This window comes from Terrabacter aerolatus (assembly GCF_007991735.1).
GTDB classification, from domain to species: domain Bacteria; phylum Actinomycetota; class Actinomycetes; order Actinomycetales; family Dermatophilaceae; genus Terrabacter; species Terrabacter aerolatus.
In genome coordinates this window covers 64,161-90,573 of the sequence record NZ_BJYX01000010.1, presented here as the reverse complement: position 1 = coordinate 90,573, position 26,413 = coordinate 64,161, and the positions used below count along the sequence as shown (strand labels likewise).

Genomic DNA, 26,413 nt, shown 5'->3' with positions numbered 1-26,413 from the left:
AGGACGTCCGTGTCGCTGGAGGACCATGCCGAGCGGGTGCTCGACCTCGTCGCCACCATCCCCGAGGGACGCGTGCTCGCCTACGGCGACATCGCCAAGCGCCTCGGAGGCATGGGGCCGCGCACGGTCGGCACGGTGATGAGCCGCTACGGCTCCGACCTGCCGTGGTGGCGGGTCATCCGCTCCGACGGCCGGCCACCACAGGGGCTCGAGGACGAGGCGCTCGAGCACTGGCGCGCGGAGGGCACCCCGATGGTCGGTGGCCTCGTCGAGGGTGGACGGGCCGACATGGCTGCGGCGAGGTGGGACTTCGGCGGGGCGAGCGTCCCGTCAGGAGCGCCCGGCGGGGGAGCGCCGTCGCGCGGAGGGCTCCACCACGTCGAGATCTGGGTCGACGACATCACCGCCGCGGGGCGCGAGTGGGGCTGGCTGCTCGGCCGGCTCGGCTTCCGACTGGGCGACGACTGGGGGCACGGTCAGGCCTGGGAGCTCGGGGCGCTCTACGTCGTCGTCGAGGCCGGTCCCGATGTCGTGGCGGGTCGCCACGAGCGCACGCGTGCCGGTCTGAACCACCTTGCGTTCCATGGTGGTTCGCGTGCCGAGGTCGACGCGCTCGTCGAGGCGTGCGGCGACGGCGGGTGGACGCTGATGTTCGCCGACCGGCACCCCTACGCCGGAGGACCGCAGCACTACGCCGCCTACCTCGAGAGCGGCGAGGGCTTCGAGGTCGAGCTCGTCGCGACCGACGAGTAGGTAGAGGTCGGAGGGGCGTCCGGCCCCGCAGGGGTCGCGTCTGCCCTACCGAAATGTGACGTTTGCCCAGGGTTCAGGCTCCCGCCGCCCCGGGCCCTCCCGGCCTCCCTAGCGTCGTTGTCGTTCGACGATCTGGAGGCACCACATGGAGAGCTCGGCCGCAGTCCGCTCCCGCAGCACGACGAAGTACTACGGCGACGTCGTCGCCCTCGACGGGGTCGACCTCGACATCCCCCTCGGCCAGGTGCACGGCCTCGTGGGACCGAACGGCGCGGGGAAGACGACGCTCCTCGGGCTGCTCCTCGGGCTGTCCGTCGCCGACCGGGGCACCCTCGAGATCCTCGGCAGCCCGGTCCGCCGGGTTCTCGGGACCCCGGGCGGCGTGTCCGGCTTCCTCGACGGACCCGGTCTCTACCCGTCACTGACCGCCCGGCAGAACCTCGCCGCCCTCGCGGCCCTCCGCGGGCACGGGGCGCACGTGACCCGCGAGGTCGAGGACGCGCTCGAGCAGGTCGGTCTCAGCGACGTCGCCGACGACCGTCCCCGGGGCTTCTCGCTCGGGATGCGCCAGCGACTCGGCCTGGCCGCAGCCCTGCTCGCCCGGCCCCGCCTCCTCGTGCTCGACGAGCCCTCCAACGGTCTCGACCCCGCGGCCAAGCGGCACATCCACGGTCTGCTGGGTGAGCTCGCCGCCGGTGGCGCCGCCGTGGTCGTCTCCAGCCACCACATGGACGACGTGGCGGCCCTGTGCTCGGAGGTCACGCTCCTGTCGAACGGACGGGTGGTCTTCTCCGGGCCGGTCGAGAAGCTGGCCGCCGAGAGCGGACGGCTCGACTACCGGGTCGTGACCTCGGACCCTGCCGTGGCGCGTCGTGTCGTGGGCGAGACGCCGGGACTCGAGCTGGTGTCGGCCCCCGGCGGTGTGCGTGCCGAGGACGACGTCGTGGTGGCTCGCGGTCCCGTCAGCGCCGTGGACGAGCTCGTCGTCCGGCTCGTCGGAGCCGGCGTCGCCGTCCGCGGGCTGGGACCGACCGTGACGCCGCTCGAGGCGGCGTTCCTCGCGCTGACCGAGTCCGGGAGCACCCTCGCGCCGCTCGGGGGACCCCGGTGAGCCCGACGCCCGCGGCCGCACCTGCTCCCGAGGCGCCGGCGGCCCCAGCACCCACGGCGGCCACGGTGGCCGCCCCCGTCGCTCCCGCCCGTCCGGCGGACCTCGCGCCCATCGTCCGCTTCGAGCTCGTCAAGCTGCTCACCCTCTGGCGGGTGCGGATCGTGCTGCTGGCCTGCTGGCTGGCGCCGGCCGCCTTCATCGTGGCCGTGGGCCAGCAGAGCACCCTGCCGAGCGACACGGTCTTCGGTCGCTGGATGTTCGCGACCGGCTGGGCCGGCTCGCTCGTCGTGCTGGGGTTCGCCTCCACGTGGGCGCTCCCGCTGCTCACCGCCCTCGTGGCCGGTGACGTCTTCGCCGCGGAGGACCGGCTCGGCACCTGGCGCCACCTCGTCATGGCGGTGCGCTCACCGAGGCGGATCTTCGCCGCCAAGGCGCTCGCCAGCACCGCCGTGATCCTCGCCATGGAGGTCGGTCTCGCCGTGTCCAGCATCGGCGGCGGCCTCGCGGTCATGGGTGACCGGGAGCTCGTCGGCCTCGACGGCCAGCTCATCGACCCGGGGCAGAGCGCCCGGCTCGTGCTGCTCGCCTGGGTCTGCGCCATGGTCACCTCCCTCGCCTTCGCGGCCGTCGGCCTGCTCGGCTCGGTCGCCCTCGGCCGCTCGCCCATGGGGCTGCTCCTGCCGGCGGTCCTGGCCTTCGTCCTGCAGGCGGCGCAGCTGCTGCCCATGCCGGCCGCCGTGCGTCTCGCCCTGCCGAGCCAGGGGTTCCTCGCCTGGCGCGGCCTGTTCAGCGGGCCGCCCCAGACCGGACCGCTGCTCATCGCACTCGTCGTCAGCGTCGTCTGGGTCGTCGTCGTGACGGGCCTGGCCCTCCTCGTCTTCGTGCGCCGCGACTTCACCGACGTCGCCCACGACGGTCCGGGTCGACGGTCACTGGCGCTCGGGGCGCTCCCCGTGGCCGCCCTGACGGCGATGAGCATCGCCGTCGTCGCGGTGGCCACGCCCTCGACCGGCTCCGGGATCGACCGGACCAAGATCGAGGGCTCGCTCGCCGCCTCGTTCGCCCACCTCTACCGCCTCCAGTCCCGCGAGCTCCACCGGCCCGACGTGACCGAGGAGCAGCTGCGCACCAGTGCGTCCTGCTACCGCGCCGGCTCGCCGGGGGACGACGAGGGAGCGGGCAACGACTGGCGCTGTGCCGTGTCGTGGCACATCCCCGGTGCCACGGCCGTCGGTACGGCCCTCTACCAGCTCGACGTCGCCGCCGAAGGGCGGTACGTCGCTGACGGGGACGGCCCCAAGGAAGTGAACGGCTACTTCCAGGTGCGGACCCCCAGCGGGGACGCAGCCAACCCCCTGTGGCAGATCGACAGCCTCGTCGACCTGTCCTCCCGCAGTTCCTCGAAAGGATGATCATGCAGGTCACTCGTCAACGGCTCTCGGCCTCCGGGCCGGCTCCTGAGCGCCGTCGCACCACCCGCAGGGTCCGCGTCGCCGCGGCCGGCACCGCTGCCCTGACCATCGTCGGCGGCGGCATCGCCACCGCCGCGACCGGGGGCTTCGGCAACCGCACCGTCGGCACGCAGTACGCCAACGGTCTCCAGGTCTCCGACAACCAGGTGATCAAGCCCATCGGCTCCCGGATCATGACCGAGTACGGCAAGTTCATGGGTTCGACGGTCAGCGCCGACGGCCGCTTCCTCGCCGCCAGCAGCGCCGACAAGAACGTCGTCCTGCAGGTCTTCGACCTGGCGACCGGCAAGCTGATCGACCGCGTCGGCAAGGCGGCCGGAGTCGACCAGAAGCTCGCCGACGGCAGCGTCGGGCAGGAGGGTCCCACCTACTCTCCCGACGGGAAGTTCCTCTGGCTGTCCCAGCAGGACGCCCTGACCCGCTTCCCGGTCAACGCCGACGGCACCCTGGGCACGGCCTCGCGGTTCGCCCTCCCGCAGGTCGGCGGGCACTCCGCCCTGCCCGGCAGGTCGGTCTACTCGCCCGACGGGTCGACGCTCTACGTGGCGGTCAACGGCCAGAACACCGTCGTGGCCCTCGACCCGTCGACCGGTGCGGTCCGGCAGACGTGGAACGTCGGCATCGCTCCGAGGCACCTGACCTTCGTCGGTGGCAAGCTCTACGTCAGCAACGAGGGGGGCCGGCAGGCCAGGCCGGGCGAGCCGACGATCAACTCGTACGGCAGCGACGTCCCCTCCGACCCCTACCTCGGCACCTCGACGACCGGCACCGTGAGCGTCATCGACACCGCGGCCCCCTCCACGGCCGTGAAGTCGATCGACGTCGGACTGCACCCGACTGCGCTGTATGCCGCCGGCAACGCCCTCTTCGTGGCCAACACCAACAGCGACACCGTCTCGGTCATCGACACCCGCAAGGACGCCGTCGTCCAGACCATCGCGACCCAGCCGTGGCCCAAGGCCAAGGTGGGCTACGAGCCCACCGGCATCGCGCTCGCCAAGGACGGTCGCCTCCTCGTCACCCTCGGCCGCGCGAACGCGGTCGCCGTCTACCGCTACGCCGGGACGCCCCAGGCGCCGGTCGGCTACGTCGGCCTGCTGCCCACGGACTACTACCCGTCCGACGTGGCGACCGTCGGCAACCGGGTCGTCGTGACCAACACCCGCGGCATCGACGCGCGTGGCCCCGCGATCACGACGAACAAGGGCTACGGCGTCCCGGTCGTGAGCGGCCACGACACCCACAGCACGACCGCGTCGCTGACGAGCTTCACGCTGCCCAGCGACAAGGAGATCGACCGCTACACCGCGACCGTCTTCGCCCAGAACGACTGGGGCCACGACGACGTCAAGCAGGCCGAGGGCAACCGCGCCAAGGCCGTGCCGGTCCCCGTCCGGCTCGGCGACCCGTCGACGATCAAGCACGTCTTCATGATCGTCAAGGAGAACCGGACCTACGACCAGGTCTACGGCGACGACACCCGCGGCAACGGCGACCCCTCGCTCGTGCAGTTCGGGCAGAAGGTCACCCCCAACCAGCACGCGCTGGCCAGGCAGTTCGGCCTCTACGACAACCTCTACGACATCGGCACCAACTCCGCCGAGGGCCACAACTGGCTCATGCAGGGTGACAACCCGGAGTACACCGAGTCCAGTGCCGGTGAGTACGTGCGCAGCTACGACACCGAGGACGACGCCCTCGGGCACCAGCGGTCCGGGTTCCTCTGGACCGCAGTGCAGTCCGCGGGCAAGACCGCCCGCAACTACGGCGAGTTCACCCAGTTCCTGACCAAGCCGGCGGGTGCGACGTGGCAGAAGTACTACTGCACGGCCAAGCAGGTCGAGGCCGGCGGCGACCCCAGCGCGCTGACGGACCCGTCGGTGAAGTCGGACACCGAGTCGCCGATCCCGTCGCTCAACGCGATCACCCAGCACGACTACCCGAAGTTCGACGTCAACATCCCCGACATCTACCGCTTCCAGCTCTGGAAGCAGCACTTCGAGAAGGAGGGCCCGGCCAACTTCAACATGCTGTGGCTCTCCAGCGACCACACCGGCGGGGCCCCGGACGCCCGGGCCCAGGTCGCCGACGGCGACCTCGCCGTCGGCAAGGTCGTCGACGAGATCTCGCACAGCAAGTACTGGAAGGACTCGGCGATCTTCGTCGTCGAGGACGACAGCCAGGACGGTGCCGACCACGTCGACGGGCACCGGGCCCCGGTGCAGGTCATCAGCCCGTGGGCCCAGCACGGCAAGGTCGTGAGCACCTACTACTCGCAGATCAACATGGTGCGCACCATCGAGCAGATCCTCGGCGCCCAGCCGCTCAACCAGAAGCTCGCGGCGGCGACCCCGATGTTCGACGCGTTCCAGTCCAAGCCCGATCCGACGCCCTTCACGACGCAGCCCAACCAGATCCCGCTCACCGAGCAGGTCAACCCGGCGCCGGCGTGTGGTCAGGACACGACGCCTGCGACGAGCGGCGCTGCGGCCCAGCAGAGCTCGGCCACCGTGCCGGCATCCGAGAAGGCCGTCGCTGCGCAGTGGGAGGCCTGGCGCGTCAAGCAGGGCTTCAACGGCAGCAACCCGTCCCCGGACACCGCGGCCCCCGAGCTGATGAACCGGTTCACGTGGTACCAGGCGCGCAACTGGAGCACCCCCTACCCGGGTGACTCGAAGATCTACACGCCCTCGCAGGTGCCGGGCGGCTACATCCCCAGCGCCGACGGGCAGTGACCCGCAGGCAGGGAGCAGCATGACGGTGTGGGCCGGTCGACGGACGTCGACCGGCCCACACCTCGTGTCCCCTCATCGCTGGTCGGGGCGGCCTCGCCGCCGGACGCGGCCCGGCTGCAGGCCTCGGGGATAGGGCCGGTCGGGGTGGGGGAGGACGTCGTGCACGAGGCGGGGCAGCTGGGCGAGGGGCCGCCGGTCCTGCTCCTCCTTCCACTGGCGGTGCACCCGGGCCCGGTCCTCGAGGTCGAGCCGGGCGAGCACCTGCTCGACGGCGGCGAGGATGGAGCCGCGCAGCAGCCACGAGGAGGTGTCCTCCCGCGCCCGCACGAGGATGAGCTCGGTCAGGATCGCCTGCGTCTCGCGGAGGATGTCGAGGCTCTCGGCCAGTGCCTGCTCGGTGTCCTGCTCGCGGCCCTCCGACTCGGCGATGACGAAGCCGCCGAACGCGCGCAGGCAGTCGGCACTGTCGTGCAGGACCACGGCGAACGCCGACCGGAGCTCGTCGCCGTAGGTGTCCTCCGGCGCGCCCTCGGGCGGCAGCTCTGCCAGCAGGAGGGTGAAGAGGGCGCGGATCGCGAGCAGGCAGTGTTCGAAGGTGTCGAGGGCCGAGGCCAGGACGGGCTCGACGTCGACGGTGCCCAGCGCGCGTGGGTTGAAGCGCCGGCTGTCCCTGAGGTGGCCGATCGTCTCGGTGGCGCGGGCGACCTCACGGTTGGCCGAGCGGACCCGGCCGATCCACTCGGTCACCTGCCCGCGGGTCACCGGGCCCGTCTCGAGGGCCTCGGCCGCGGTGTCGAGGGCGGACGCCGCCGCCTCGACGACGCGCAGCAGCGCCTGCCTCGCCTGGCCGATCGGCATGGCCGGCGGGTAGACGACGCTGAAGGCCACCCCGACGGCAGCGCCGATGAGGGTGTTGAGGATCCGCGTCTCGGAGGCGATGTCGTGGTTGCTCACCCCGAGGATGAGCATCGCGCTGATGGGCGTCTCGAGGGCCTGCTCGCCGAGGCGCAGCACCTTGGCCAGCAGCAGGGACGCCGCGATGGCGGCGGCGAGGCTCCACCAGGTCAGGCCGATCCACGTCGACAGGAGCGTGGCGACGAGGATGCCCGAGAGCACCGCGCCGACCCGGACGGCACTCATCTTGATCGTCGAGAAGGCGGAGGCCTGGACGACGAGCAGGGCCGTCAGGGGGCCGGTGAGGTCGGGCGTGCCGGGGGTGACGACCTGCGAGATGACGTAGGCCGCGACCGCCGCCGCCGTGAGGCGGAAGACCGTCCCCAGGGTGGGCCGCAGCCGCGCCGGCACCTCGCGCCACGTCGCGGGGTGGCTCGGCCAGGCCCATGCCGCCAGCTGGCGCCACGGGGACTCCCGGAAGCCGTTCTCTGGTGACATGCGCCGCCCTCGGATGTGCGATCTGGTCCCGCGTCTCAGCGGGGCGGTCCGGACCCGCTCGCCCCGTCCGCATCGTACGAGAAGGGGCCGGGTCTCCACCGGTGCACGCGTTCCACCGGGCCGCTCCGAAGACTTGATTGTTTCCAGAAAGGGGGCCAGACTCGGACCATGCCCGAGTCCGCCGTGGAGGTGCAGCTGCGCGAGTCGGGCCTGCGCGTCACGCGGCAGCGCGTCGCGGTGCTCACGGTCCTGCACGACCACCCGCACACCGACACCGACACCATCATCCGCCGGGTCCGTGAGGTCGCCGGCGACGTGTCGCACCAGGCCGTCTACGACGTGCTGCGGGCGCTCACCGACGCCGGGCTCGTGCGCCGGATCCAGCCGACCGGCTCGGTCGCCCGCTACGAGGTGCGGGTCGGCGACAACCACCACCATGTCGTATGCCGTTCGTGCGCGGCCATCGCCGACGTCGACTGCGCCGTCGGCGAGGCCCCCTGCCTCACGGCATCCGACACCCATGGCTTCCGCATCGACCAGGCCGAGGTGACGTACTGGGGACTGTGTCCCGCGTGCGCCGCAGCGGCCGCCTCCTGATTGCCCACCCGAAGAAGAGAAGGACGTCCCGTGTCTGAGCAGCAGCACACCGCCAAGCCTGACGCCGAAGTCGGCGAGATGAACGAGCCCGAGGCCGCCCAGTGCCCCGTGGCCCACGACCGCTCGACCCGCCCCGCGGGCACGAGCAACGAGGACTGGTGGCCGAACCGCCTCAACCTCAAGGTCCTCGCCAAGAACCCCGCCGTCGCCAACCCGCTCGGTGCGGACTTCGACTACGCCGCGGCGTTCAACAGCCTCGACCTCGCCGCGGTCAAGGCCGACATCGCGGCCGTGCTCACCGACTCCCAGGACTGGTGGCCGGCCGACTTCGGGCACTACGGGCCCTTCATGATCCGGATGGCCTGGCACAGCGCCGGCACCTACCGCGTGCAGGACGGCCGCGGCGGCGCGGGCGCCGGCCAGCAGCGCTTCGCCCCGCTCAACTCCTGGCCCGACAACGGAAACCTCGACAAGGCCCGCCGCCTGCTCTGGCCGATCAAGAAGAAGTACGGCCAGAAGCTGTCGTGGGCCGACCTCATGGTCCTGACCGGCAACGTCGCGCTCGAGTCGATGGGCTTCGCGACGTTCGGCTTCGGTGGCGGCCGCGAGGACGTCTGGGAGCCGGACGCCGACGTCTACTGGGGCTCGGAGTCCGAGTGGCTCGGCGACGAGCGCTACACGGGCGACCGCGACCTCGAGAACCCCCTGGCCGCAGTGCAGATGGGCCTCATCTACGTCAACCCGGAGGGCCCCAACGGCAAGCCCGACCCGCTGGCCGCGGCCCGCGACATCCGCGAGACCTTCGCCCGCATGGCGATGAACGACGAGGAGACGGTCGCCCTCATCGCCGGCGGTCACACCTTCGGCAAGACGCACGGCGCCGCCGACCCGCTGAAGTACGTCGGCAAGGAGCCCGAGGCCGCCGGCCTCGAGGAGCAGGGCCTCGGCTGGAAGCAGTCCTTCGGCTCCGGCAAGGGCAAGGACGCCATCACCTCGGGCCTCGAGGTCACGTGGACCCCGACCCCGACCCAGTGGGGCCAGGGCTTCTTCGACATGCTCTTCGGCCACGAGTGGGAGCTCTCGCAGAGCCCCGCCGGCGCCAACCAGTGGGTCGCCAAGGACGCCGAGCCGGTCATCCCGGCCCCCGACGCGGGCGGTGCCAAGCGACTGCCCACGATGCTGACGACCGACCTCTCGCTCCGGGTCGACCCGGCATACGAGAAGATCTCCCGCCGCTTCCACGAGAACCCGGCCGAGTTCGCCGACGCGTTCGCCCGCGCCTGGTTCAAGCTGACCCACCGCGACATGGGGCCCGTCGAGCGCTACCTCGGCCCCGAGGTCCCGCAGGAGGAGCTGCTCTGGCAGGACCCGCTGCCCGCGGCCACCGGCCAGGCCGTCGGCGCCGACGACGTCGCGACCCTCAAGCAGGCCATCGCCGACTCCGCCCTGACCGTCACCCAGCTCGTCAAGGCCGCCTGGGCGTCCGCGTCGACCTTCCGCAGCAGCGACAAGCGCGGTGGCGCCAACGGTGCGCGCGTGCGCCTCGAGCCGCAGAGTGGCTGGGACGTCAACGACCCCGCCGAGCTCGCGACCGTGCTGCGTGCCCTCGAGGGCATCCAGGCCGACTTCAACGGGCGCGGCGGAGCCACCGTCTCCCTCGCCGACCTCATCGTCCTCGGCGGCAACGTCGCGGTCGAGCAGGCCGCTGCCGCAGGCGGATTCACGGTCGAGGTGCCCTTCCGTGCCGGCCGTGTCGACGCCTCGCAGGAGCAGACCGACGTCGAGTCGTTCGGCTACCTCGAGCCGAAGCACGACGGCTTCCGCAACTACGTCGGCAAGCCCGGCCGCGTGCCCGCCGAGTACCTCCTCGTCGACCGCGCCAACCTGCTCGGCCTCTCGGCCCCGCAGATGACGGTCCTCGTCGGGGGCCTGCGCGTCCTCGGTGCCAACACGGGCGGCTCGAGCACCGGGGTGTTCACCGACCGCGTCGGCACGCTGAGCAACGACTTCTTCACCAACCTCCTCGAGCTCGGCACGACGTGGACAGCCGTGGGTGAGGGCGCCGACGAGTTCACCGCGACGAACGCCGCGGGCGAGCAGACGTGGACCGGCAGCCGCGTCGACCTGCTCTTCGGCTCCAACTCGGAGCTACGGGCGCTCGCCGAGGTCTACGCCAGCGACGACGCCGCCGAGAAGTTCGTCCACGACTTCGTCGCCGCGTGGTCGCAGGTCATGGAGGCCGACCGCTTCGACGTCAGGTGACCGGCTGACGCGCCGCACGGGCCCGGGATGGCGTATGCCGTCCCGGGCCCGTGGCGTGCGCGCGCTGTCGGTCGGGCGTGATGGAATCCTCCGGTGGTCATCCTCCGTCGAGCTCCCGCCCTCGCCCCGGCGCAGGTGCAGCTCGACGAGCGCCAGCAGGCGGCGCTCGGGTCCTCGGCCCGGGTGCTGCGGGTCCTCGGAGGTCCCGGCACCGGCAAGTCCACCCTCGCGGTCGAGCTCGTCGTCGACGCGGTGCGGCGGCAGGGGCTGCGCGCGGACTCCTGCCTCGTGCTCACCTCGACCCGCAGCGCGGCGGCGCAGCTGCGCCAGCAGGTCACGGCGCGCCTCGGTGGCACGTCCACCGAGTCGCTCGCGCGCACGTGGCAGGCGTTCGGCTTCGGGGTGCTGCGCGTCGAGGCAGCCCTGCGCGGCGACCCGCCACCACGGCTGCTCAACGGTCCCGAGCAGGACGTCATCCTGCGCGACCTGCTCGCGGGGCACGCCTCGGGCGAGGTGCCCGGGCCGGAGTGGCCCGAGGGGCTGCGCGAGGCGCTGACGACCCGCGGCTTCCGCAACGAGCTGCGTGACCTGCTCATGCGCGCCGTCGAGCTCGGGCAGGGGCCGGACGAGCTGGCCGAGCTCGCGGTGGTCCACGAGCGTCCCGAGTGGGCCGCGGCCGCGCACGTCCTGCGCGAGTACGACCAGGTCACCTCGTTCAGCCGGCACGGGTCCTACGACCCGGCGTGGGTGCTCACGGCCGTGGCGGAGCTGCTCGACGAGGACGCGTCGGCGCTCGACCGTCTCAACGAACGCATCCGTCTCGTCGTCGTCGACGACGCCCAGGAGCTGACGTCCGCCGCGGCCAGGCTGCTGCGCGTCGTCGCCCGGCCCGGAGGCCCGCGCGTCGTGCTGCTCGGCGACCCCGACGTCGCCGTCCAGACCTTCCGCGGCGCCGACCCGCGCTTCCTCGCCGACGGCTGGAGCGACCTCGCCGAGCCGGTGCGTGACCCGCGATTCGTCGGTGGTCTCTTCGACCTGCTCGACGACCCCGACGACGGTGCGGGTGAGACCGTCGTGCTCGACCGCACGCACCGGTTGGGCACCGCCCTGGTCGGCGTGGCCGACCGCGTGTCCCGGCGCATCGGCGCCCTGGGCGGCGGTGAGCAGCGGCGGATGGGCTCCGCCGCGGCCGACCCGTCGCGGGGCACCGTCGAGGTCGCGCTCCTGCGCTCCGCGGCGCAGGAGACCGCCCATGTCGCGGCCGTGTTGCGGCGCGCGCACCTCGTGGAGGGGGTGCCGTGGACCGACATGGCCGTCGTGGTCCGTGGGTCCGGGCGCGCCGACACGATGCGCCGGCTGCTGGGCCAGTCCGGGGTGCCGGTCGAGGCCGGCAGCGCGGAGACCCCGGTGCGTGACGAGAGTGCGGTCCGTCCGCTGCTGCACCTGCTCGAGGAGAGCATCGCGGTCGCTCGCGCGGAGCAGCGCGGCGAGACCCACGCCATCGACCCGGTGCGTGCCGCCGACCTCGTCCTGTCGCCCGTCGGGGGCAGCGACACGGTGGGACTGCGTCGTCTGCGTCGTCTGCTCCGACAGGACGAGCTCGCCTCCGGCGGTGGGCGATCCAGTGACGAGCTGCTGGCCGAGCTCCTCCAGTCGCCACCGCGTGCCCACCTGCTCGGCTCGACCGCGCGACCGGCCGAGCGCGTCGCGACCGCTCTGGCTGCCGGCGTCGCGGCAGCGAGGGTCGGCGCCGATGGGCGCTGGGCCCGTGGTGTCACCGCCGAGTCGGTGCTGTGGGCCATCTGGCAGGGCGCCGGGGTGGCCGACGGGTGGCGGCGGCAGGCCCTCTCGGGCGGCACGTCGGGGGAGCGGGCCGACCGCGACCTCGACGCCGTGCTCGCCCTGTTCGACGCCGCGGGCGCCTTCGTCGACCGTCTGCCGACCGCCGGCCCGGACAAGTTCCTCGAGCACATCCAGGGTCAGGACGTCCCGGGCGACACGCTGCTCGTCGGTGGGCAGTCGGGCGGACGGGTCGCCCTGCTGACGCCCCAGACCGCCGCAGGGCGGCAGTGGCGCATCGTCGTCGTCGCCGGCGTCCAGGAGGGCGTCTGGCCCGACCTGCGGCTGCGCGGCTCGGTGCTCGGCTCCGAGGACCTCGTCGACGTCGTCGCGCAGCGACCGCTGGGGTTCCGGGCGGCGCAGGCCGCGGTTCGCTACGACGAGACGCGCCTCTTCCTCGTCGCCGTCACCCGGGCCACCGAGCGCCTGCTCGTCACCGCGGTCGGCAACGAGGACGAGCAGCCCTCGGTCTACCTCGACCTCGTCGACCCGCCCGCGACGACCCGCCTGGCCGACGAGGTGCGCCCCCACTCCGAGGTCGCGCGCACCATGACGCTGCCGGGGCTCGTCGGCGAGCTGCGGCGCGAGGTGGTCAGTCCGGACCCCGCCGTCGCCGAGCCCGCGCTCAACCTGCTCGCGGCGGCCGCACGCGAGGGGGTGCGCGGCGCCGACCCCCGGTCGTGGTGGGCGCTGCGGTCGGTCACGAGCGAGCGCCCCGTGCGACGGCCCGACGAGCCCGTCCCCGTGTCACCGTCCAAGGTCACCTACTTCGCCGACTGCGGTCTGCGCTGGTTCCTCACCTCGGTGGGCGGCGAGGGCGTGTCGCTCGGCGCAGCGTCGGTCGGCACCTTCGTCCACGACATCGTCGCCGAGCTGCCCGACGCGCCGCTCGAGCAGCTGCGGCACGAGGTCGACGAGCGGTGGGGGCGGCTCGGGCTCCGGCCGGGCTGGGTCACCGACCGCACCCACCAGGAGGCCCACGACATGGTGGCCCGCTTCGTGTCCTACCGCGACGGCGCCGAGCGCGACTGGGAGCGCGTCGGCATCGAGACGGGCTTCCGGGTCGAGGTCGGGCGGGCGGTCGTGGCCGGTCGGGTCGACCGCATCGAGCGCGCCGCCGACGGACGCCTGCGCATCGTCGACCTCAAGACCGGCAAGTCCAAGCCGACCAGGGCCGAGCTCGCCCAGCACGGGCAGCTCGGGACCTACCAGGTGGCCGTCGAGGCGGGTGGCTTCCCCGAGCTCGGCGAGAGCAGCGCGGGTGCCGCGCTCGTCTTCATCGGCAAGGGTGGCCTGTCCGGCCTCAAGCCGAGCGTGCTGCCGCAGCCGCCCCTCGCGAGCAGCGACGACCCGGGCTGGGCACGGGCGCTCGTCGAGCAGACGGCCGAGGGCATGGGGGCCGGCGAGTTCCACGCCACCCAGGGCAAGGCCTGCGAGACGTGCCCCGTGCGGTCCTCGTGTCCCGTGCAGCCCGAGGGGGACGCCCTGTGACGACCGTCGAGACCGCGACTGCCACGGGACGGGCGTCGAGCGCCCGGCACCGTGCCCTCGACATCGCGACCGCCCTGGAGATGCCGCCGCCCACCGCAGAGCAGGCGGCCGTCATCGAGGCCGGCGCCCGACCCCTGCTCGTCGTGGCCGGCGCCGGGTCCGGCAAGACCGAGACGATGGCCGCGCGCGTCGTGTGGCTCGTCGCCAACGGCCTCGTCGACCCCGACCAGGTGCTCGGCCTGACCTTCACCCGCAAGGCAGCGGCCGAGCTGTCCCAGCGCATCGCCAAGCGCCTGCGTGGTCTCGAGCGCGCCGGCATCTGGACGCCGCCCGCCGACGACGGCACGGGCGCCGAGGTGCTGGGCGGCACCCCCACCGTCTCGACCTACCACGCGTATGCCGGTCGCCTCGTCCGCGAGCACGCGCTGCGCGTGGGCATCGAGCCCGAGTTCCGCATCCTCACCGAGGCGGGGGCCTGGCAGCTCGCCGCCGAGGCCGTGTCGCGGTGGGACGGTCCGATGGACGACGTCGTCAAGAGCGAGGCCACGGTCATCCAGGCCGTCATGGCCCTCGCCGGTGAGATGGCCGAGCACGTCCGCACGCCGGGCGAGGTCATGGCGCACCTCGACGAGGTGCTCGCGCGACTCGACGCGCTGCCCGACGGCGACGGCCGCGGCTCGCTCACGGCCGCGCGGGACGCGGTCACCGTGCTGCGCGAGCGACGCACCGTGCTGCCCATCGTCGAGGCCTTCCTCGACCTCAAGCGCGAGCGGGAGTCGCTCGACTTCGCCGACCAGATGGCCATCGCCGCCCGGCTGACCAAGGCGGTGCCCGCGGTGGGGGAGATCGAGCGGGAGCGCTTCAGAGCCGTGCTGCTCGACGAGTTCCAGGACACCTCCGAGGCGCAGCTCGAGCTGCTGCGGTCGCTATTCCACCACCCCGGGGTGGCCCTGACGGCGGTCGGTGACCCCAACCAGTCCATCTACGGCTGGCGCGGCGCGAGCGCCACGACCCTGCTGCGCTTCCCCACCGAGTTCGCGAGCGATGAGGGGCCGGCCGACGTCCTGCCGCTCTCGACGAGCTGGCGCAACGACGCCCTCATCCTCGAGGCGGCCAACACCGTCGCCGCGCCGCTCGCCACCGAGCACGTGCAACCGCTGCGGCCCCGTCCCGGGGCCGGGGTCGGCACGATCGAGGTCGCCCGGCTCGAGACCGCCGAGGAGGAGGCCGACCACCTGGCCGGCTGGATCGCCTCGCACTGGTTCAGCCCGAGCGGTCGGCGCACGGGCCGCAGCGCCGCGGTGCTGTGCCGACGACGCTCCACGTTCCCGCTCGTCCTCGAGGCGCTGCGACGCCGACAGCTCCCGGTCGAGGTCGTCGGCCTCGGCGGGCTGCTCGTGACCCCTGAGGTCAGCGACCTCGTCTCGGCCCTGTGGGTCGTCCAGGACCCGACCCGGGGCGACCAGCTGATGCGCCTGCTGACGGGTCCCGTCGTGCGCCTGGGCGCCGCCGACCTCGCCGGCCTCTGGGCCTGGGCGCGCGAGCTGCACGGGCGTACCCCACACCCCGGCACGTCGACGACCGCCCCCGCGGCGCCCGAGCCGGGCGCGACGCAACCCGGTGTTCCGGCCTCCGTGGACGAGACCCCGGGCGGGGTTGCGGCGACGCCCGCCGAGGAGGGGTCGGACGGGGCCACCGCCGACGACCGCCGCGGTTCCGACCTCGCCGCCGACAGCGCCGACACCGCCACCCTCGTCGAGGCCCTCGACGACCTGCCGCGGCCCGGGTGGACCGCCCGCGACGGCGCGCGCATCAGCGACGAGGCCCTGACCCGGCTGCACGACCTCGGTGAGGTCGTGCGCCGCCTGCGCCGCCTCACCGCGCTGCCCCTCGTCGACCTCGTGGCCGAGGCCGAGGTCGCGATCGGGCTCGACATCGAGGTGCTGTCCCGCCCTGAGCACACGGCCTCGACGGCGCGCGTGCACCTCGACGCGTTCGCCGACGTCGCGGCCCGCTACGCGACGACCAGCGACCGGCCGACCCTCTCCGGCTTCCTCAGCTGGCTCGACGCGGCGCGGGACCAGGAGCGTGGCCTCGATGCCGGGCACACCGAGTCCGACGCCGACGCGGTGCAGGTGCTCACCGTTCACGCGGCCAAGGGTCTCGAGTGGGACGTCGTCGCCGTCCCCACCCTCGTCGAGGGCGTCTTCCCGGCCCACGGCGCGACGGCCGTGGCGCCCGTCACCGACAGCGACCCCACGGCCTACGCGTGCTCGGGCGACGTCAAGGACAAGGGCTGGCTCGTCGGGCTCGACTCGCTGCCCTACGACCTCCGGGGCGACCGCGCCGGACTGCCTCACCTCGACTGGCGCGGCGTCCCGGACCGCAAGGCGTTGAGCGCCGCCATCGACACCTTCGTCCTCGACGGCGGTCGTCATGCCGTCGCGGAGGAGCGCCGCCTCGCCTACGTGGCGCTGACCCGTGCGCGCTCCTCGATGCTGCTCACGACACACCTGTGGGGCGCGGCGAAGAAGACCCTGTCGGTGCCGTCGCGCTTCCTGACCGAGGTCGAGGACTCCCTGCCCGGCTCCGTGACGCGGACGGTCTGGGTGGCCGCGCCCGAGCCCGTGGTCGACGACAAGGGCAAGGCCGTGGCGCCCACCAACCCCCACCTCGCCGTCCCGCTCTCGCAGCTGTGGCCCCACGACCCGATGGGTACGAGGCGTCAGGCGCTCCTCGACGCGCACCGGCGCATCGCGTCCCTCGTCGAGGTGGGACCCCATGTGCCGCACGGTGATCCGCGGGTCGACGACCTGCGCATCCTGCTCGCCGAGCAGGCTGCCCGCCGGTCGAGGGGAGAGCCCGTGGTCGCCGTCCCACGGCACCTGTCGGCCTCGGCAGTCGTGTCGCTCGCGCGTGATGCCGAGGCGTTCGCGATGTCGCTCCGCCGTCCCATGCCGAGCCCGCCCGCCGTCGCGGCCCGCCAGGGCACGGCCTTCCACGCGTGGATCGAGGAGCACTACTCCCGGGCCGCGTTCGTCGACCTGCTCGACCTGCCCGGCAGCGCCGACGAGGGCGCCGCCGACGACAGCGACCTCGACGCGATGAAGGAGCGCTTCCTCGCCAGCGAGTGGGCCGACCGCATTCCGGAGGAGATCGAGATGTCGATCGAGACGATCATCGACGGCATCGCCGTCCGCGGCCGCGTCGACGCCGTCTTCCCCCGCGACGACGGCGGCTGGACCGTCGTCGACTGGAAGACCGGCGCCCGGCCCACCGGGCGCGACGCCACCGTCCGTGCCCTCCAGCTCGGGGCGTATGCCGTCGCCTTCGCCCGCCTGCGCGGCGTCGACCCGACCCTCGTCGATGCGGCGTTCTACTACGCGGGCGAGGGAGTCACCGTGCGCCCGGACCTTCCCGGCGAGGCTGCGCTCGGCGACCTGCTCCGCACCCTCCCCGAGTAGCCCGGAGCAGGTCGACGAGCGGCTCCCGCCGCCTGCGGGTCCGGCCCTCGCCACCGCCCCGACGTGGACCTGCCGCGAGGGCATCGCGGGACCACGCGAGTGGCGGGAACCGTTGCGCCGTCAGCGGCGGTCAGCGTGCGGTTCGTGCGCGGGGTGGTGCTCGACGGGCACGAAGTCGGAGGCGCCCTCGTGCAGGTCGAGCACGCCGTCGGCCTCTTCCGGCAACGCCTCGACCTCGTCGATCTCGAACGGCGACGCGTCGGAGTCGGCAGCCACCACCGGCACGGGCTGCGAGTCCTCGACCGAGTCCTGAGGCGAGTCCTGAACCGGGTCCTGAGGCGAGGCCTGAATCGAGTCCGTGACCTCGTTCTGGCTCTCCGGCGTCCCGGGGTGGGCTCCGTCCTGAGTCCCGCCCCCGGTGCCTGCGGCGTCTCGCGCGTCGCCCGGCGTCGGCGGGGCCTGATCCGTCGAGGACGGGGACGTCGTCGCGGGCGCCGTGAGCGGCTGCTCCCAGTGCTCCGTGGCAGGCGCGTCCGGAGCGGGCTCGGACGGCTCGGGGGACTCGAGAGACCCGGGGGACCCGGCGGCGGGCGGCGGGGGCGACGCGGCATACCCCTGCGACTCCTCGAGGAGGGGGTGCATCGAGATGGCCTGGGTCGCGCCGAGCATCGGGAAGGGCACGTGGGGCTGCGTCGCGTCCCAGTCGGGTTCGGGGCGCTCACCCGTCGGAGGTCGCTCCGGGTCGTCGGGGTCGATGCCGACGGAGGGCTCCTGCGAGCGTCGGGTGCGCTCGCTCCGCTCGGCGTCCTCGAGGGCGTGGCGGCGATCCTGCGCCACGACCCGGGCGTCGAGGCGGCGCAGCTCGCCCGCGGTGCGTTCGACGACGTCGAGCTCTCCCGCGGCGAGCGCGTGGAGCAACCGGCGCAGGGGGGCCATCTCGGCCGAGAGCCGGGCCCGGCGGACGAGGTGCACGTCCGGACGCTCGACGCGTGAGGCGGCGTACGCCTCGAGGACGGCGTCCACGGTGTCGGGCTGCGCGATGCTGGCCAGCTCGGCGAAGTCGTCGGCGGGGTCGCCGATGCGGCTCGCCTCCCAGGCGAGGACTCCCCGCACGTGGCCGGACGCCGAGTCGTCGTCGTCGTCGAACGAGGCCAGGACGTTCTGGCCGGTGAAGGTGCCGTGGACGGGGGTCGGCGCGAAACGCCACAGCGACACGTCCTCGAGGGCGTGCTCCCAGCGGGTCAGCAGACCGGTCGGCACGTGCCCGGTGGCGGCGGCCCGGTCGAGCTCGGAGAGCTGGCGCCGGCGGTGCGCCTCGGCGTCGTACGACGGACGCCCCGCCTCCTCGAACAGCAGGTGCTCGACGTTGTGGATGTGCGCGAGGGTGCGCCCGAGCTCGGCCGCCAGCGGACCCGGCCCGAGGCCGGCGAGGTCGAGCGGCCGCCCCGGGACCCGGAGGTAGACGGCGGCGCGACCCTCGGGCACCGGGGCGAAGCCGCGCACCATGGGCATGGCCACCTCGAGCCGACGCCCGAGCAGGCCGGAGAGCGCGGAGACGTCGTCGAGCATCGCGCCGGCCGCCTGCGTGCACGGCGCCTTGACGACCCATCGTCGGTCCTGGCTGTCCTGCACGTAGGCGATCTCGAAGAGGTCGCCGGGCTCGCTCGGCACGCCCTCCACCGTCACCGGGTCGAGGCCCGGCACGGCCGAGCTCGCCAGGGCGGCGAGGAAGAGAGGGCTGCGCGTCACGAGACCACCGTAGGTCGCAGGGCGCGTCGAGCGTGGGAGGCGACGCCTGGGCCGGTCGGTGCGCCGGGTCGGACGGTCGCCGCGGACCGACACCGCAGGAACGCGACAGGACGCCGTTCTAGGGTGGTCGGTGTGGCACTGACCGAGGAGACCCTGGCCGACCTCGCGCTCTCGCGCAGCTCACTGGACCGGGTGGCGCTCGAGCGCCGGCGCCCCGACGTCCTCGGCGAGCTGCTCGGCGACGCGCGGACCTGGGTGGTCGAGGTCCGCGGCGACCGGATGCAGGTCACGCCCGGCACCGCCGCACCCCACGGCGCCGGCGACGACCGCTCCGCCGACGACGCCGCCACCGACGACAGCCTCCGGCTCGTGCTCCGGGCGCCGGAGCCCGCGGACCGTGACGGGCTGGGTCTGCACCTCGGGCGCGACACGGACGGCACGGCATACGTCGGCATCGTGACCCGGGGCGCGGACGGCGACGCCGACCCCGCCGAGGACGGCTGGCTGACCCTGCGACAGGCCGGAGAGGCGCTGGCGGCCCGCGACGCCGGCATCTTCACCACGGCGCTGGCGCTCGCCAACTGGCACGCCACGCACCGCTTCTGCCCGCGCTGCGGCGCCCCCACCGTGCCCGTCCAGGCGGGCTGGGTGCGGCGGTGCGAGCGGGAGGGGAGCGAGCACTACCCGCGCACCGACCCAGCCGTCATCATGTCGGTCGTCGACCCGGACGGCCGGCTGTTGCTCGGTCGCGGGGCGCAGTGGCCCGAGGGCCGGTTCTCGGTGCTGGCCGGCTTCGTCGAGCCGGGGGAGTCGTTCGAGGCCGCGGTCGCCCGTGAGGTGGCCGAGGAGGTCGGCGTCACCGTCGACGACGTGCGCTACCTCGGCGACCAGCCGTGGCCGTTCCCGTCGTCGGTCATGATCGGCTTCGAGGCGACGACCCGGGAGACGGCGCTGACCATCGACCCGGTCGAGATGGCCGAGGCTCGCTGGGTCAGCCGAGACGAGTACCGCGACCTGCTGCGCAGCGGCACGATCCGCACGCCGAGCGGCATCTCGATCGCCAAGCGCATCATCGAGCACTGGCTGGGGCAGACCGTGGAGTCCGTCGTGCCGCCGGGCACCGGCACCGCCTTCTGAGACGCGTCGGACTGCGGGTCACGCGGGTCAGGCGGGTCAGGCGGGTCAGCCGGCGAGGCGGGAGCGCACCTCGGCGAGCGAGGGGTTGGTCGCGGCCGAGCCGTCGGGGAAGACGACCGTCGGCACCGTGCGGTTGCCGCCGTTGACGTGCTCGACGAAGTCGACGTGCTCGGGGTTGGCCTCGAGGTCGATCTCGGTGAACGGCACGCCCTCGCGGGTCAGCTGGCCCTTGAGGCGCGTGCAGTAGCCGCACCACGTCGTCGTGAACATGGTGATGGAGCCCTGCTCGGGCGTGACCTGGGTGCTGTCGGGCATCGGGTTCCTCGTCATCCGTTCGTGGGGTGGGGACGGCTGCCGCGGCCGTCGTCCCTCGGTGCAAGGATGAGCCCATGGCCAAGCACGGCGCAAAACGACCCCGGAAGATGGACCTCGACGTCTACGAGACCGAGGTCCGTCGACTGCAGGCCGAGCTCGTGGCGTTCCAGGAGTGGGTGCGGGCCACGGGCCAGCGCGTCGTCGTCGTCTTCGAGGGTCGCGACGCCGCGGGCAAGGGGTCGGCGATCAAGCGCATCACCGAGTACCTCAGCCCGCGCGTCGCACGCATCGCGGCCCTCCCGGCGCCGACCGACCGCGAGAAGTCGCAGTGGTACTTCCAGCGCTACATCGCCCACCTGCCCGCCGCCGGGGAGATCGTGCTGTTCGACCGGTCCTGGTACAACCGGGCGGGGGTCGAGCGGGTCATGGGCTTCTGCACCGACGAGCAGTACGACCGCTTCCTCGAGCAGGCTCCCGTCTTCGAGCAGATGCTCGTCGACGACGGGATCATCCTGCGCAAGTACTGGTTCAGCGTCTCCGACGTCGAGCAGGAGCGCCGATTCCGCTCCCGCGCCAAGGACCCCATGCGGCAGTGGAAGCTCTCGCCCATGGACCTCGAGTCGATCACCCGCTGGGAGGACTACTCCGAGGCCAAGGACATCATGATGGCCCGCACGAGCACCGACCACGCGCCGTGGCACGTCGTCGAGTCCGAGGACAAGCGCCGCTCGCGGGTCAACGTCATGCACCACCTGCTCAGCTCGATCCCGCACGCCGAGGTCGCCCCCTCCGTGCCACCCGTCCCGAAGCGCCCGGCGCCGCGCGGCTACGAGCGGCCGCCGCAGCACGAGCAGAACTACGTGCCCGACCACGCCGCGAGCGTGCTGGCCACCTCGAAGGGTGATCACTCCTGAGCGCAGTACCCGCGGCACCCTCGGCCGACCAGATCCTTGAGGGTCTCGACCCGGAGCAGCGCGAGGTCGCGATGGCCCCTCCGGGTCCTCTCTGCATCCTCGCCGGTGCCGGCACGGGCAAGACCCGGGCCATCACCCATCGCATCGCGTATGCCGTTCACTCGGGCGCGCAGCAGCCGCAACGGGTGTTGGCGCTGACCTTCACCGCCCGCGCCGCCGGTGAGATGCGCACGCGTCTGCGCGGGCTCGGGGTGCAGGGAGTCCAGGCCCGCACCTTCCACGCAGCCGCCCTGCGCCAGCTGCACTTCTTCTGGCCGCAGGCCATCGGGGGAGCGGCGCCCGAGGTGATGAGCCACAAGGCGGCCGCCGTCGCCGAGGCGGCGAGCCGGCTGCGCATGCAGTTCGACCGCACCACCGTGCGCGACCTCGCCGCCGAGATCGAGTGGGCCAAGGTCAACCTGCTCACGCCGCAGTCGTATGCCGCCCGCGCCCGGGAGCAGCGCCGCGAGCCCCCGGGCCTCGACCTCACGGCGATGGCGAGGCTCTTCGAGGCCTACGAGGACGTCAAGCAGCGGCGCGGGGTCATCGACTTCGAGGACGTCCTGCTCCTCACCGTCGGCATCCTCGACGAGCGCGAGGACATCGCGCGCACCGTCCGGGGCCAGTACCGCCAGTTCGTCGTCGACGAGTACCAGGACGTCAACGACCTCCAGCAGCGCCTGCTCGACCAGTGGCTCGGGGAGCGCAAGGACATCTGCGTCGTCGGTGACCCGGCCCAGACGATCTACTCCTTCACCGGGGCCAGCCCGCGGCACCTCGTCGGCTTCCCCCAGCGCTTCCCCGGTGCCCGGGTCGTGCGTCTCGTGCGCAACTACCGCTCGACGCCGCAGATCGTCGGCCTCGCCAACACCATCGTCAGCTCCGGCACCCAGGCGGCCCGCGACGGAGCCGTGCGCCTGCTCGCCCAGTCCGAGCCGGGCCCGGCGCCGGAGCTGACGAGCCACCCGGACGACCCCGCCGAGGCTGCGGCGGTGGCCGAGCGGATCCGTGGGCTCGTCGCGGGGGGCCATCCGGCCGCCGAGATCGCCATCCTCTTTCGCACCAACGCCCAGTCCGAGGCGTTCGAGTCGGCGCTGACCGACGCCGGCGTGGCCTACCTCGTCCGCGGCGGCGACCGCTTCTTCGCGCGCAAGGAGGTGCGCGACGCCGTCCTGCTCCTCCGGGGCGCCGCACGCAGCGACGACGACGAGAAGCCGCTCGGCGAGATCACCCGAGACGTCATCACCGGCGCAGGCTGGTCGCACGAGCCGCCGTCGGGCAGCGGAGCCACCCGCGAGCGCTGGGAGTCGCTGACGGCCCTGGCCACGCTCGCCGACGACATCGCTGCGGCCGCCCCCGAGGCGCGGCTGCCCGAGCTCGTCGCCGAGCTCGAGCGCCGGGCGGCCGAGCAGCATGCTCCGGCCGTCCAGGGAGTGACCCTGGCCAGCCTGCACGCGGCCAAGGGCCTCGAGTGGGACACCGTCTTCCTCGTCGGCGCCTCGGACGGGCTCATGCCGATCTCCATGGCCGAGGGCCCCGACGCCATCGAGGAGGAGCGCCGGCTGCTCTACGTGGGGCTGACGCGGGCGCGCAAACAGCTGTTCCTGTCGTGGTCCGGGGCCCGCACGCCGGGGGCGCGCGCCACCCGCCGGGTCTCGCGCTTCCTCGCTCCGGCGGCCGACATCCTCGGGCAGGGCGCTCGCAGCGAGGCCCGCTCCGGAGGGTCCAAGCGGTCAGCCCCCAAGGTGGCCCGACTCGCCCACTGCCGCAGCTGCGGGGCCGAGCTCGTCTCGGCGGCGCAGCGCAAGACCGGGCGCTGCGACGACTGCCCGCCCACCTACGACGAGGCGACGTTCGAACGGCTTCGCGCCTGGCGACTGGCCGTCGCGCGCGACGCGAGCGTGCCGGCCTACGTCGTCTTCACCGACGCGACGCTCACGGCGATCGCCGAGAACGCCCCGTCCGACGAGGGCGGCCTGTCGGTGATCAGTGGGGTGGGCGCCCGCAAGCTCGAGCAGTACGGCAGTGACGTGTTGGCGATCCTGGCCGGCGCCGACCCGCAAGAACTGATTGAAAAGCGTTCTGCGACAAAGGATTCCGATGACTAGTGCAGTCCCGCAGAAATAAGTTCCGAAAACTTCGTTAAATCAGTTGTTCGCCCGCGAGGCGCACGCGTACCCTTGACGAAGTCAAGCCCAGTGGTCTCGGTGGCCAGCTGGGGCCCGTGAGCAGAAGTGAGGAGGTCGGCCTGATGGACAACACCACGATGACGATGAACGCAGTCTCCTGCGTCCTTTCCGTGCGTCTGCGGCCGACCACCGGCGATGTCCGCCTGGCGGCCACGCGCGCTCCGGAGCAGGGGACCACTGTGTCCGTCGCCGCCCGCACGGGCAGCCGTGTCGCTGACTTCCGCGCCCCGTTCCAGGGAGACGTCTCGGTCATCCGCCTCACGTCCGCTCCTGCCTACAAGACCCTCGATGTCGTTCGCTCCCGCTCTGGGAGGCCCCCGGTCTGACCAGACCCGAAGCCTCACCTCCAGGCCGCGAACCCGACATCACCGGGTCCGCGGCCTTCGTGTTTCCCGGGGGGAGTTCTCCCGGTCGAATGCCGCTCCACACCGCACCACCGACACCGCCAGAACAGCACCGGACCAGGTGCCAGACAGATCAGGGACACAGATGACCCCCCGGATGCCGAGCAGCAGGACCGAGACCCGCACCACGGGTGCCGGTCTTCGGGCCAAGCCAGACACGAGTGAGCAGGGGCACCCCACGGGCGCCCAGGAGACGGAGGTGAGAACGATGCAGCTGAGCGAGTTGATCGACCTGAGGAGCGAGGCGGAGCAGGTCGGCGAGACCATTCCGTGCCGCGACTACGACGCGGAGCTCTGGTTCGCCGAGCGACCCGAGGACGTCGAGTTCGCCAAGACGCTCTGCGGGCTCTGCCCCGCACGCGTCCAGTGCCTCGCGGGCGCCCTCGACCGCCAGGAGCCGTGGGGAGTCTGGGGCGGGCAGCTGCTCGTCCAGGGCGCCATCGTGGCTCGCAAGCGGCCGCGCGGCCGGCCGCGCAAGCACCCCGTGGCCGCCTGAGGGCGTGCGTGACCACGCATGACCCAGACACAGACGGCCGACAACACCCACCTTGTGCACAGACCAGGAGATCGTCATGAACCAGCTCGAGATGCTGGCTCGCGAGCGCATCAACCAGCACAGTCAGCGCCACGAGCGCCGCGGCGTTCGCCGCAGCGCCCGGCTGATCGCACTGGAGATCCGCGCCAGCCGACGCCACAACGAGAAGTGATCGACCGCGCCACGAGGCGCGTTGCAGGACAACTGAATCGAGTGAGCCAGCCGCGGGTGACGCGCACGTCACCCGCGGTTCCTCATGTCCGGGCGCACTACCGCCGCCCCTGACCCGCCCACGTCGCGCGGGCTCAGCTCCAGCGTGGCGTCACGGCTTGAGGCGACGTCGGCGGATACTCGTGGGGAGAAGGGAGCACCCCATGGACACTCCTGACGGCTCGACCGAACACGACCAGCCGCTCGTCTGCGCCAGCTGTGGCGCATCCCCGCCGCCCGGCCAGGAGGCTGCGGCCCGGCTCTCGTGGAGCCGCGGCTCCGAGCGCGGCCGCACGACCTGGACCTGTGACCGCTGCAGCAGGGCGAACCTGCGCTCGATCGAGGGCAAGCTCGACCCTGCCTGGTGGTGACCGGGCTGGTGACGCGGCCGGTGAGGCGGCTGGTGACGCGGGCCGGCGGTGGTCTCAGGCCTACTCGTCGACCGGCGGCAGGTCGGCGCCCGGGAGCAGCTCGTCGACGATGGCTCGTCCGTGGACGGTCCCCCCGAGCTGGCTCAGCACGCCGATGCCCCCACCCCACACGCGGTGGATCAGGAGGTACTCCGGCGGCAGGTTGAGCTTGTACGCCACGGCGTAGTTGGGCTGGCGTGGGTCGTTGATGTGCGCGAAGACCCCACGCAGCCAGTCCCGGCTGAAGGTGAACGTGTCGGTGCGGAACGGCGCCATGAACGGTTCGAGGTAGTCGAGGAGCCGCTCCGGGTCGAGATCGATGCGCTCCTTGACGAAGCCGATCTCACGCAGTCCCTCGAGGACGTCCTCGGCGCTGCCCTCGAGCCCGGTCGTCAGCAACGGTCCGATCTCGGGCGGCATGCCGTCCGGGAGGCGGTTGACGGCCCCGAAGTCGATGACGCCGAGGCGTCCGTCCGGGGTGATCCGGAAGTTGCCGGGGTGGGGATCTGCGTGGAGCAGACCGGCGCGCGCCGGGCCGGCCAGCAGGAAGCGCAGGTAGAGCTGCGAGGCGGTGTCGCGTTGCTCCTGGGTGCCCTCGGCGATGATGCGTGACAGCGGGAGGCCGTCGAGCCACTCCGAGACGATGACGTGCTCGCGACCGTCGACGACGTGGGGCACGGCGAAGTCGGGGTCGTCCTCGAAGGCTGCGGCGAAGGTGGCCTGCGACTCGGCCTCGAGGCGGTAGTCGAGCTCCTCGGCCATCCGGTCGCGCAGCTCGTCGAGGATCGGGCCGAGCTCGATGCCGGGCACCCAGCCGGCCGCCACCTTGGCGACCCGGCTGATCTGTCGGATGTCGCTCATGAGGGCCGCACCGGCGCCGGGGTACTGGATCTTCACCGCGACGTCCCGGCCGTCCTTCCAGACCGCACGGTGCACCTGGCCGATCGAGGCCGAGGCCACGGGCTGGTCGTCGAAGGACTCGAACTTGCTGCGCCACCGCGTGCCGAGATCGGCGCGGAGGACGCCGTGAACCGAGCTCGTCGGCATCGGGGGAGCGCTGTCCTGCAGCTTGGTCAGCATCGTGCGGTAGTGCACGGCGAGGTCCTCGGGCAGAGCCGCCTCGAAGATCGACAGGGCCTGGCCGAACTTCATGGCGCCGCCCTTGAGCTCGCCCAGCACCTGGAAGAGCTGTTGAGCGGTGCGGGCCTGCAGCTCGGCGGCCACCATCTCCGCCGGTCGGCCGCCGAGGCGCTTGCCGAGGCCGAGCGCCGTGCGGCCCGCGAACCCGAGCGGCACCGAGGCGAGCTTGGCCGAGCGCACCACGGCCTTGCGGGGCAGATCGGTCACGTCGCACCTCCTCGGGCGGGTCGGGAGTCTCTGGTGGAGCCGGCCGTC

18 protein-coding genes are annotated in these 26,413 nt (G+C 73.0%); 14 read left to right on the top strand and 4 right to left on the bottom strand.

What is annotated here, in order from left to right; all coding sequences use genetic code 11:
- The first annotated feature begins 9 nt into the window (after window positions 1-9).
- The 4 genes from TAE01_RS11025 (at window position 10) to TAE01_RS11010 (ending at window position 6,071) form a co-directional block, all read left to right on the top strand.
- Window positions 10-753 (top strand): MGMT family protein, encoded by a 744-nt coding sequence (locus TAE01_RS11025; protein WP_147066348.1) that lies wholly within the window; start codon window positions 10-12, stop codon window positions 751-753.
- 145 nt (window positions 754-898) lie between these two features.
- The gene (locus TAE01_RS11020; RefSeq protein WP_147066346.1) at window positions 899-1,864 is read left to right on the top strand and encodes an ABC transporter ATP-binding protein; all 966 of its coding nucleotides are present in this window, start codon (window positions 899-901) and stop codon (window positions 1,862-1,864) included.
- Window positions 1,861-3,276, top strand: a complete 1,416-nt coding sequence (locus TAE01_RS11015) for an ABC transporter permease (RefSeq protein ID WP_147066344.1) — start codon at window positions 1,861-1,863, stop codon at window positions 3,274-3,276. Before TAE01_RS11020 ends, TAE01_RS11015 begins: the two co-directional genes overlap by 4 nt.
- 2 nt (window positions 3,277-3,278) lie before the next feature.
- Entirely contained in the window at window positions 3,279-6,071 is a 2,793-nt protein-coding gene (locus tag TAE01_RS11010; RefSeq protein WP_147066341.1) for an alkaline phosphatase family protein, read from the top strand.
- 72 nt (window positions 6,072-6,143) lie between these two features.
- Here the strand turns inward: TAE01_RS11010 and TAE01_RS20515 are convergent, their stop codons facing one another.
- Window positions 6,144-7,463 carry an FUSC family protein gene (locus TAE01_RS20515; RefSeq protein ID WP_186815154.1) on the bottom strand — a complete coding sequence of 440 codons (1,320 nt, stop codon included), beginning with the start codon at window positions 7,461-7,463 and terminating at the stop codon, window positions 6,144-6,146.
- A gap of 168 nt (window positions 7,464-7,631) precedes the next feature.
- Here TAE01_RS20515 and TAE01_RS11000 point away from each other — a divergent pair, with 168 nt between their 5' ends.
- The 4 genes from TAE01_RS11000 (at window position 7,632) to TAE01_RS10985 (ending at window position 17,116) form a co-directional block, all read left to right on the top strand.
- Window positions 7,632-8,060, top strand: a complete 429-nt coding sequence (locus TAE01_RS11000; RefSeq protein WP_147066339.1) for a Fur family transcriptional regulator — start codon at window positions 7,632-7,634, stop codon at window positions 8,058-8,060.
- Window positions 8,061-8,138: 78 nt separating this feature from the next.
- The gene (gene katG, locus TAE01_RS10995) at window positions 8,139-10,322 is read left to right on the top strand and encodes a catalase/peroxidase HPI (RefSeq protein ID WP_222594114.1); all 2,184 of its coding nucleotides are present in this window, start codon (window positions 8,139-8,141) and stop codon (window positions 10,320-10,322) included.
- Between the two features lie 93 nt (window positions 10,323-10,415).
- A complete protein-coding gene (locus TAE01_RS10990) occupies window positions 10,416-13,652 on the top strand; it encodes an ATP-dependent helicase (RefSeq protein WP_147066335.1) in 3,237 nt (1,078 codons plus the stop codon).
- Window positions 13,649-17,116: an ATP-dependent helicase gene (locus TAE01_RS10985; protein WP_147066333.1), complete on the top strand. Its 3,468-nt coding sequence runs from the start codon at window positions 13,649-13,651 to the stop codon at window positions 17,114-17,116. Before TAE01_RS10990 ends, TAE01_RS10985 begins: the two co-directional genes overlap by 4 nt.
- A 120-nt stretch (window positions 17,117-17,236) precedes the next feature.
- Here the strand turns inward: TAE01_RS10985 and TAE01_RS10980 are convergent, their stop codons facing one another.
- On the bottom strand, window positions 17,237-18,865 hold the full coding sequence (locus TAE01_RS10980; protein WP_147066331.1) for a phosphotransferase: 1,629 nt from the start codon (window positions 18,863-18,865) through the stop codon (window positions 17,237-17,239).
- 132 nt (window positions 18,866-18,997) lie between these two features.
- On the opposite strand from TAE01_RS10980, the gene nudC reads away from it, so the two are divergent.
- A complete protein-coding gene (gene nudC / locus TAE01_RS10975) occupies window positions 18,998-20,002 on the top strand; it encodes an NAD(+) diphosphatase (RefSeq protein ID WP_307723841.1) in 1,005 nt (334 codons plus the stop codon).
- A 45-nt stretch (window positions 20,003-20,047) separates the two neighbouring features.
- On the opposite strand, the gene TAE01_RS10970 is transcribed toward nudC, so the two are convergent.
- Window positions 20,048-20,317, bottom strand: a complete 270-nt coding sequence (locus TAE01_RS10970; protein WP_147066327.1) for a mycoredoxin — start codon at window positions 20,315-20,317, stop codon at window positions 20,048-20,050.
- Between the two features lie 74 nt (window positions 20,318-20,391).
- On the opposite strand from TAE01_RS10970, the gene ppk2 reads away from it, so the two are divergent.
- From ppk2 to TAE01_RS10950, 5 genes are all read left to right on the top strand, one after another.
- On the top strand, window positions 20,392-21,231 hold the full coding sequence (ppk2, locus tag TAE01_RS10965; protein ID WP_147066325.1) for a polyphosphate kinase 2: 840 nt from the start codon (window positions 20,392-20,394) through the stop codon (window positions 21,229-21,231).
- On the top strand, window positions 21,228-23,378 hold the full coding sequence (locus TAE01_RS10960) for an ATP-dependent DNA helicase UvrD2 (RefSeq protein WP_147066323.1): 2,151 nt from the start codon (window positions 21,228-21,230) through the stop codon (window positions 23,376-23,378). The genes ppk2 and TAE01_RS10960 overlap by 4 nt, the downstream gene beginning before the upstream one ends.
- 693 nt (window positions 23,379-24,071) lie before the next feature.
- Window positions 24,072-24,359: a WhiB family transcriptional regulator gene (locus tag TAE01_RS10955; protein WP_147066321.1), complete on the top strand. Its 288-nt coding sequence runs from the start codon at window positions 24,072-24,074 to the stop codon at window positions 24,357-24,359.
- 76 nt (window positions 24,360-24,435) lie between these two features.
- Entirely contained in the window at window positions 24,436-24,570 is a 135-nt protein-coding gene (locus TAE01_RS21090) for a hypothetical protein (RefSeq protein WP_281289284.1), read from the top strand.
- Window positions 24,571-24,772: 202 nt separating this feature from the next.
- On the top strand, window positions 24,773-24,979 hold the full coding sequence (locus TAE01_RS10950) for a hypothetical protein (RefSeq protein ID WP_147066319.1): 207 nt from the start codon (window positions 24,773-24,775) through the stop codon (window positions 24,977-24,979).
- Window positions 24,980-25,039: 60 nt separating this feature from the next.
- Here the strand turns inward: TAE01_RS10950 and TAE01_RS10945 are convergent, their stop codons facing one another.
- On the bottom strand, window positions 25,040-26,365 hold the full coding sequence (locus TAE01_RS10945; protein ID WP_147066317.1) for an ABC1 kinase family protein: 1,326 nt from the start codon (window positions 26,363-26,365) through the stop codon (window positions 25,040-25,042).
- Window positions 26,366-26,413 lie beyond the last annotated feature (48 nt).

Coding starts and splice junctions, on each gene's coding strand:
- TAE01_RS11020 (WP_147066346.1), top strand. CDS start 899: ATGGAGAGCTCGGCCGCAGTCCGCTCCCGCAGCACGACGAAGTACTAC.
- TAE01_RS11010 (WP_147066341.1), top strand. CDS start 3,279: ATGCAGGTCACTCGTCAACGGCTCTCGGCCTCCGGGCCGGCTCCTGAG.
- TAE01_RS20515 (WP_186815154.1), bottom strand. CDS start 7,463: ATGTCACCAGAGAACGGCTTCCGGGAGTCCCCGTGGCGCCAGCTGGCG.
- TAE01_RS11000 (WP_147066339.1), top strand. CDS start 7,632: ATGCCCGAGTCCGCCGTGGAGGTGCAGCTGCGCGAGTCGGGCCTGCGC.
- katG (WP_222594114.1), top strand. CDS start 8,139: ATGAACGAGCCCGAGGCCGCCCAGTGCCCCGTGGCCCACGACCGCTCG.
- TAE01_RS10970 (WP_147066327.1), bottom strand. CDS start 20,317: ATGCCCGACAGCACCCAGGTCACGCCCGAGCAGGGCTCCATCACCATG.
- ppk2 (WP_147066325.1), top strand. CDS start 20,392: ATGGCCAAGCACGGCGCAAAACGACCCCGGAAGATGGACCTCGACGTC.
- TAE01_RS10955 (WP_147066321.1), top strand. CDS start 24,072: ATGCAGCTGAGCGAGTTGATCGACCTGAGGAGCGAGGCGGAGCAGGTC.
- TAE01_RS21090 (WP_281289284.1), top strand. CDS start 24,436: ATGAACCAGCTCGAGATGCTGGCTCGCGAGCGCATCAACCAGCACAGT.
- TAE01_RS10950 (WP_147066319.1), top strand. CDS start 24,773: ATGGACACTCCTGACGGCTCGACCGAACACGACCAGCCGCTCGTCTGC.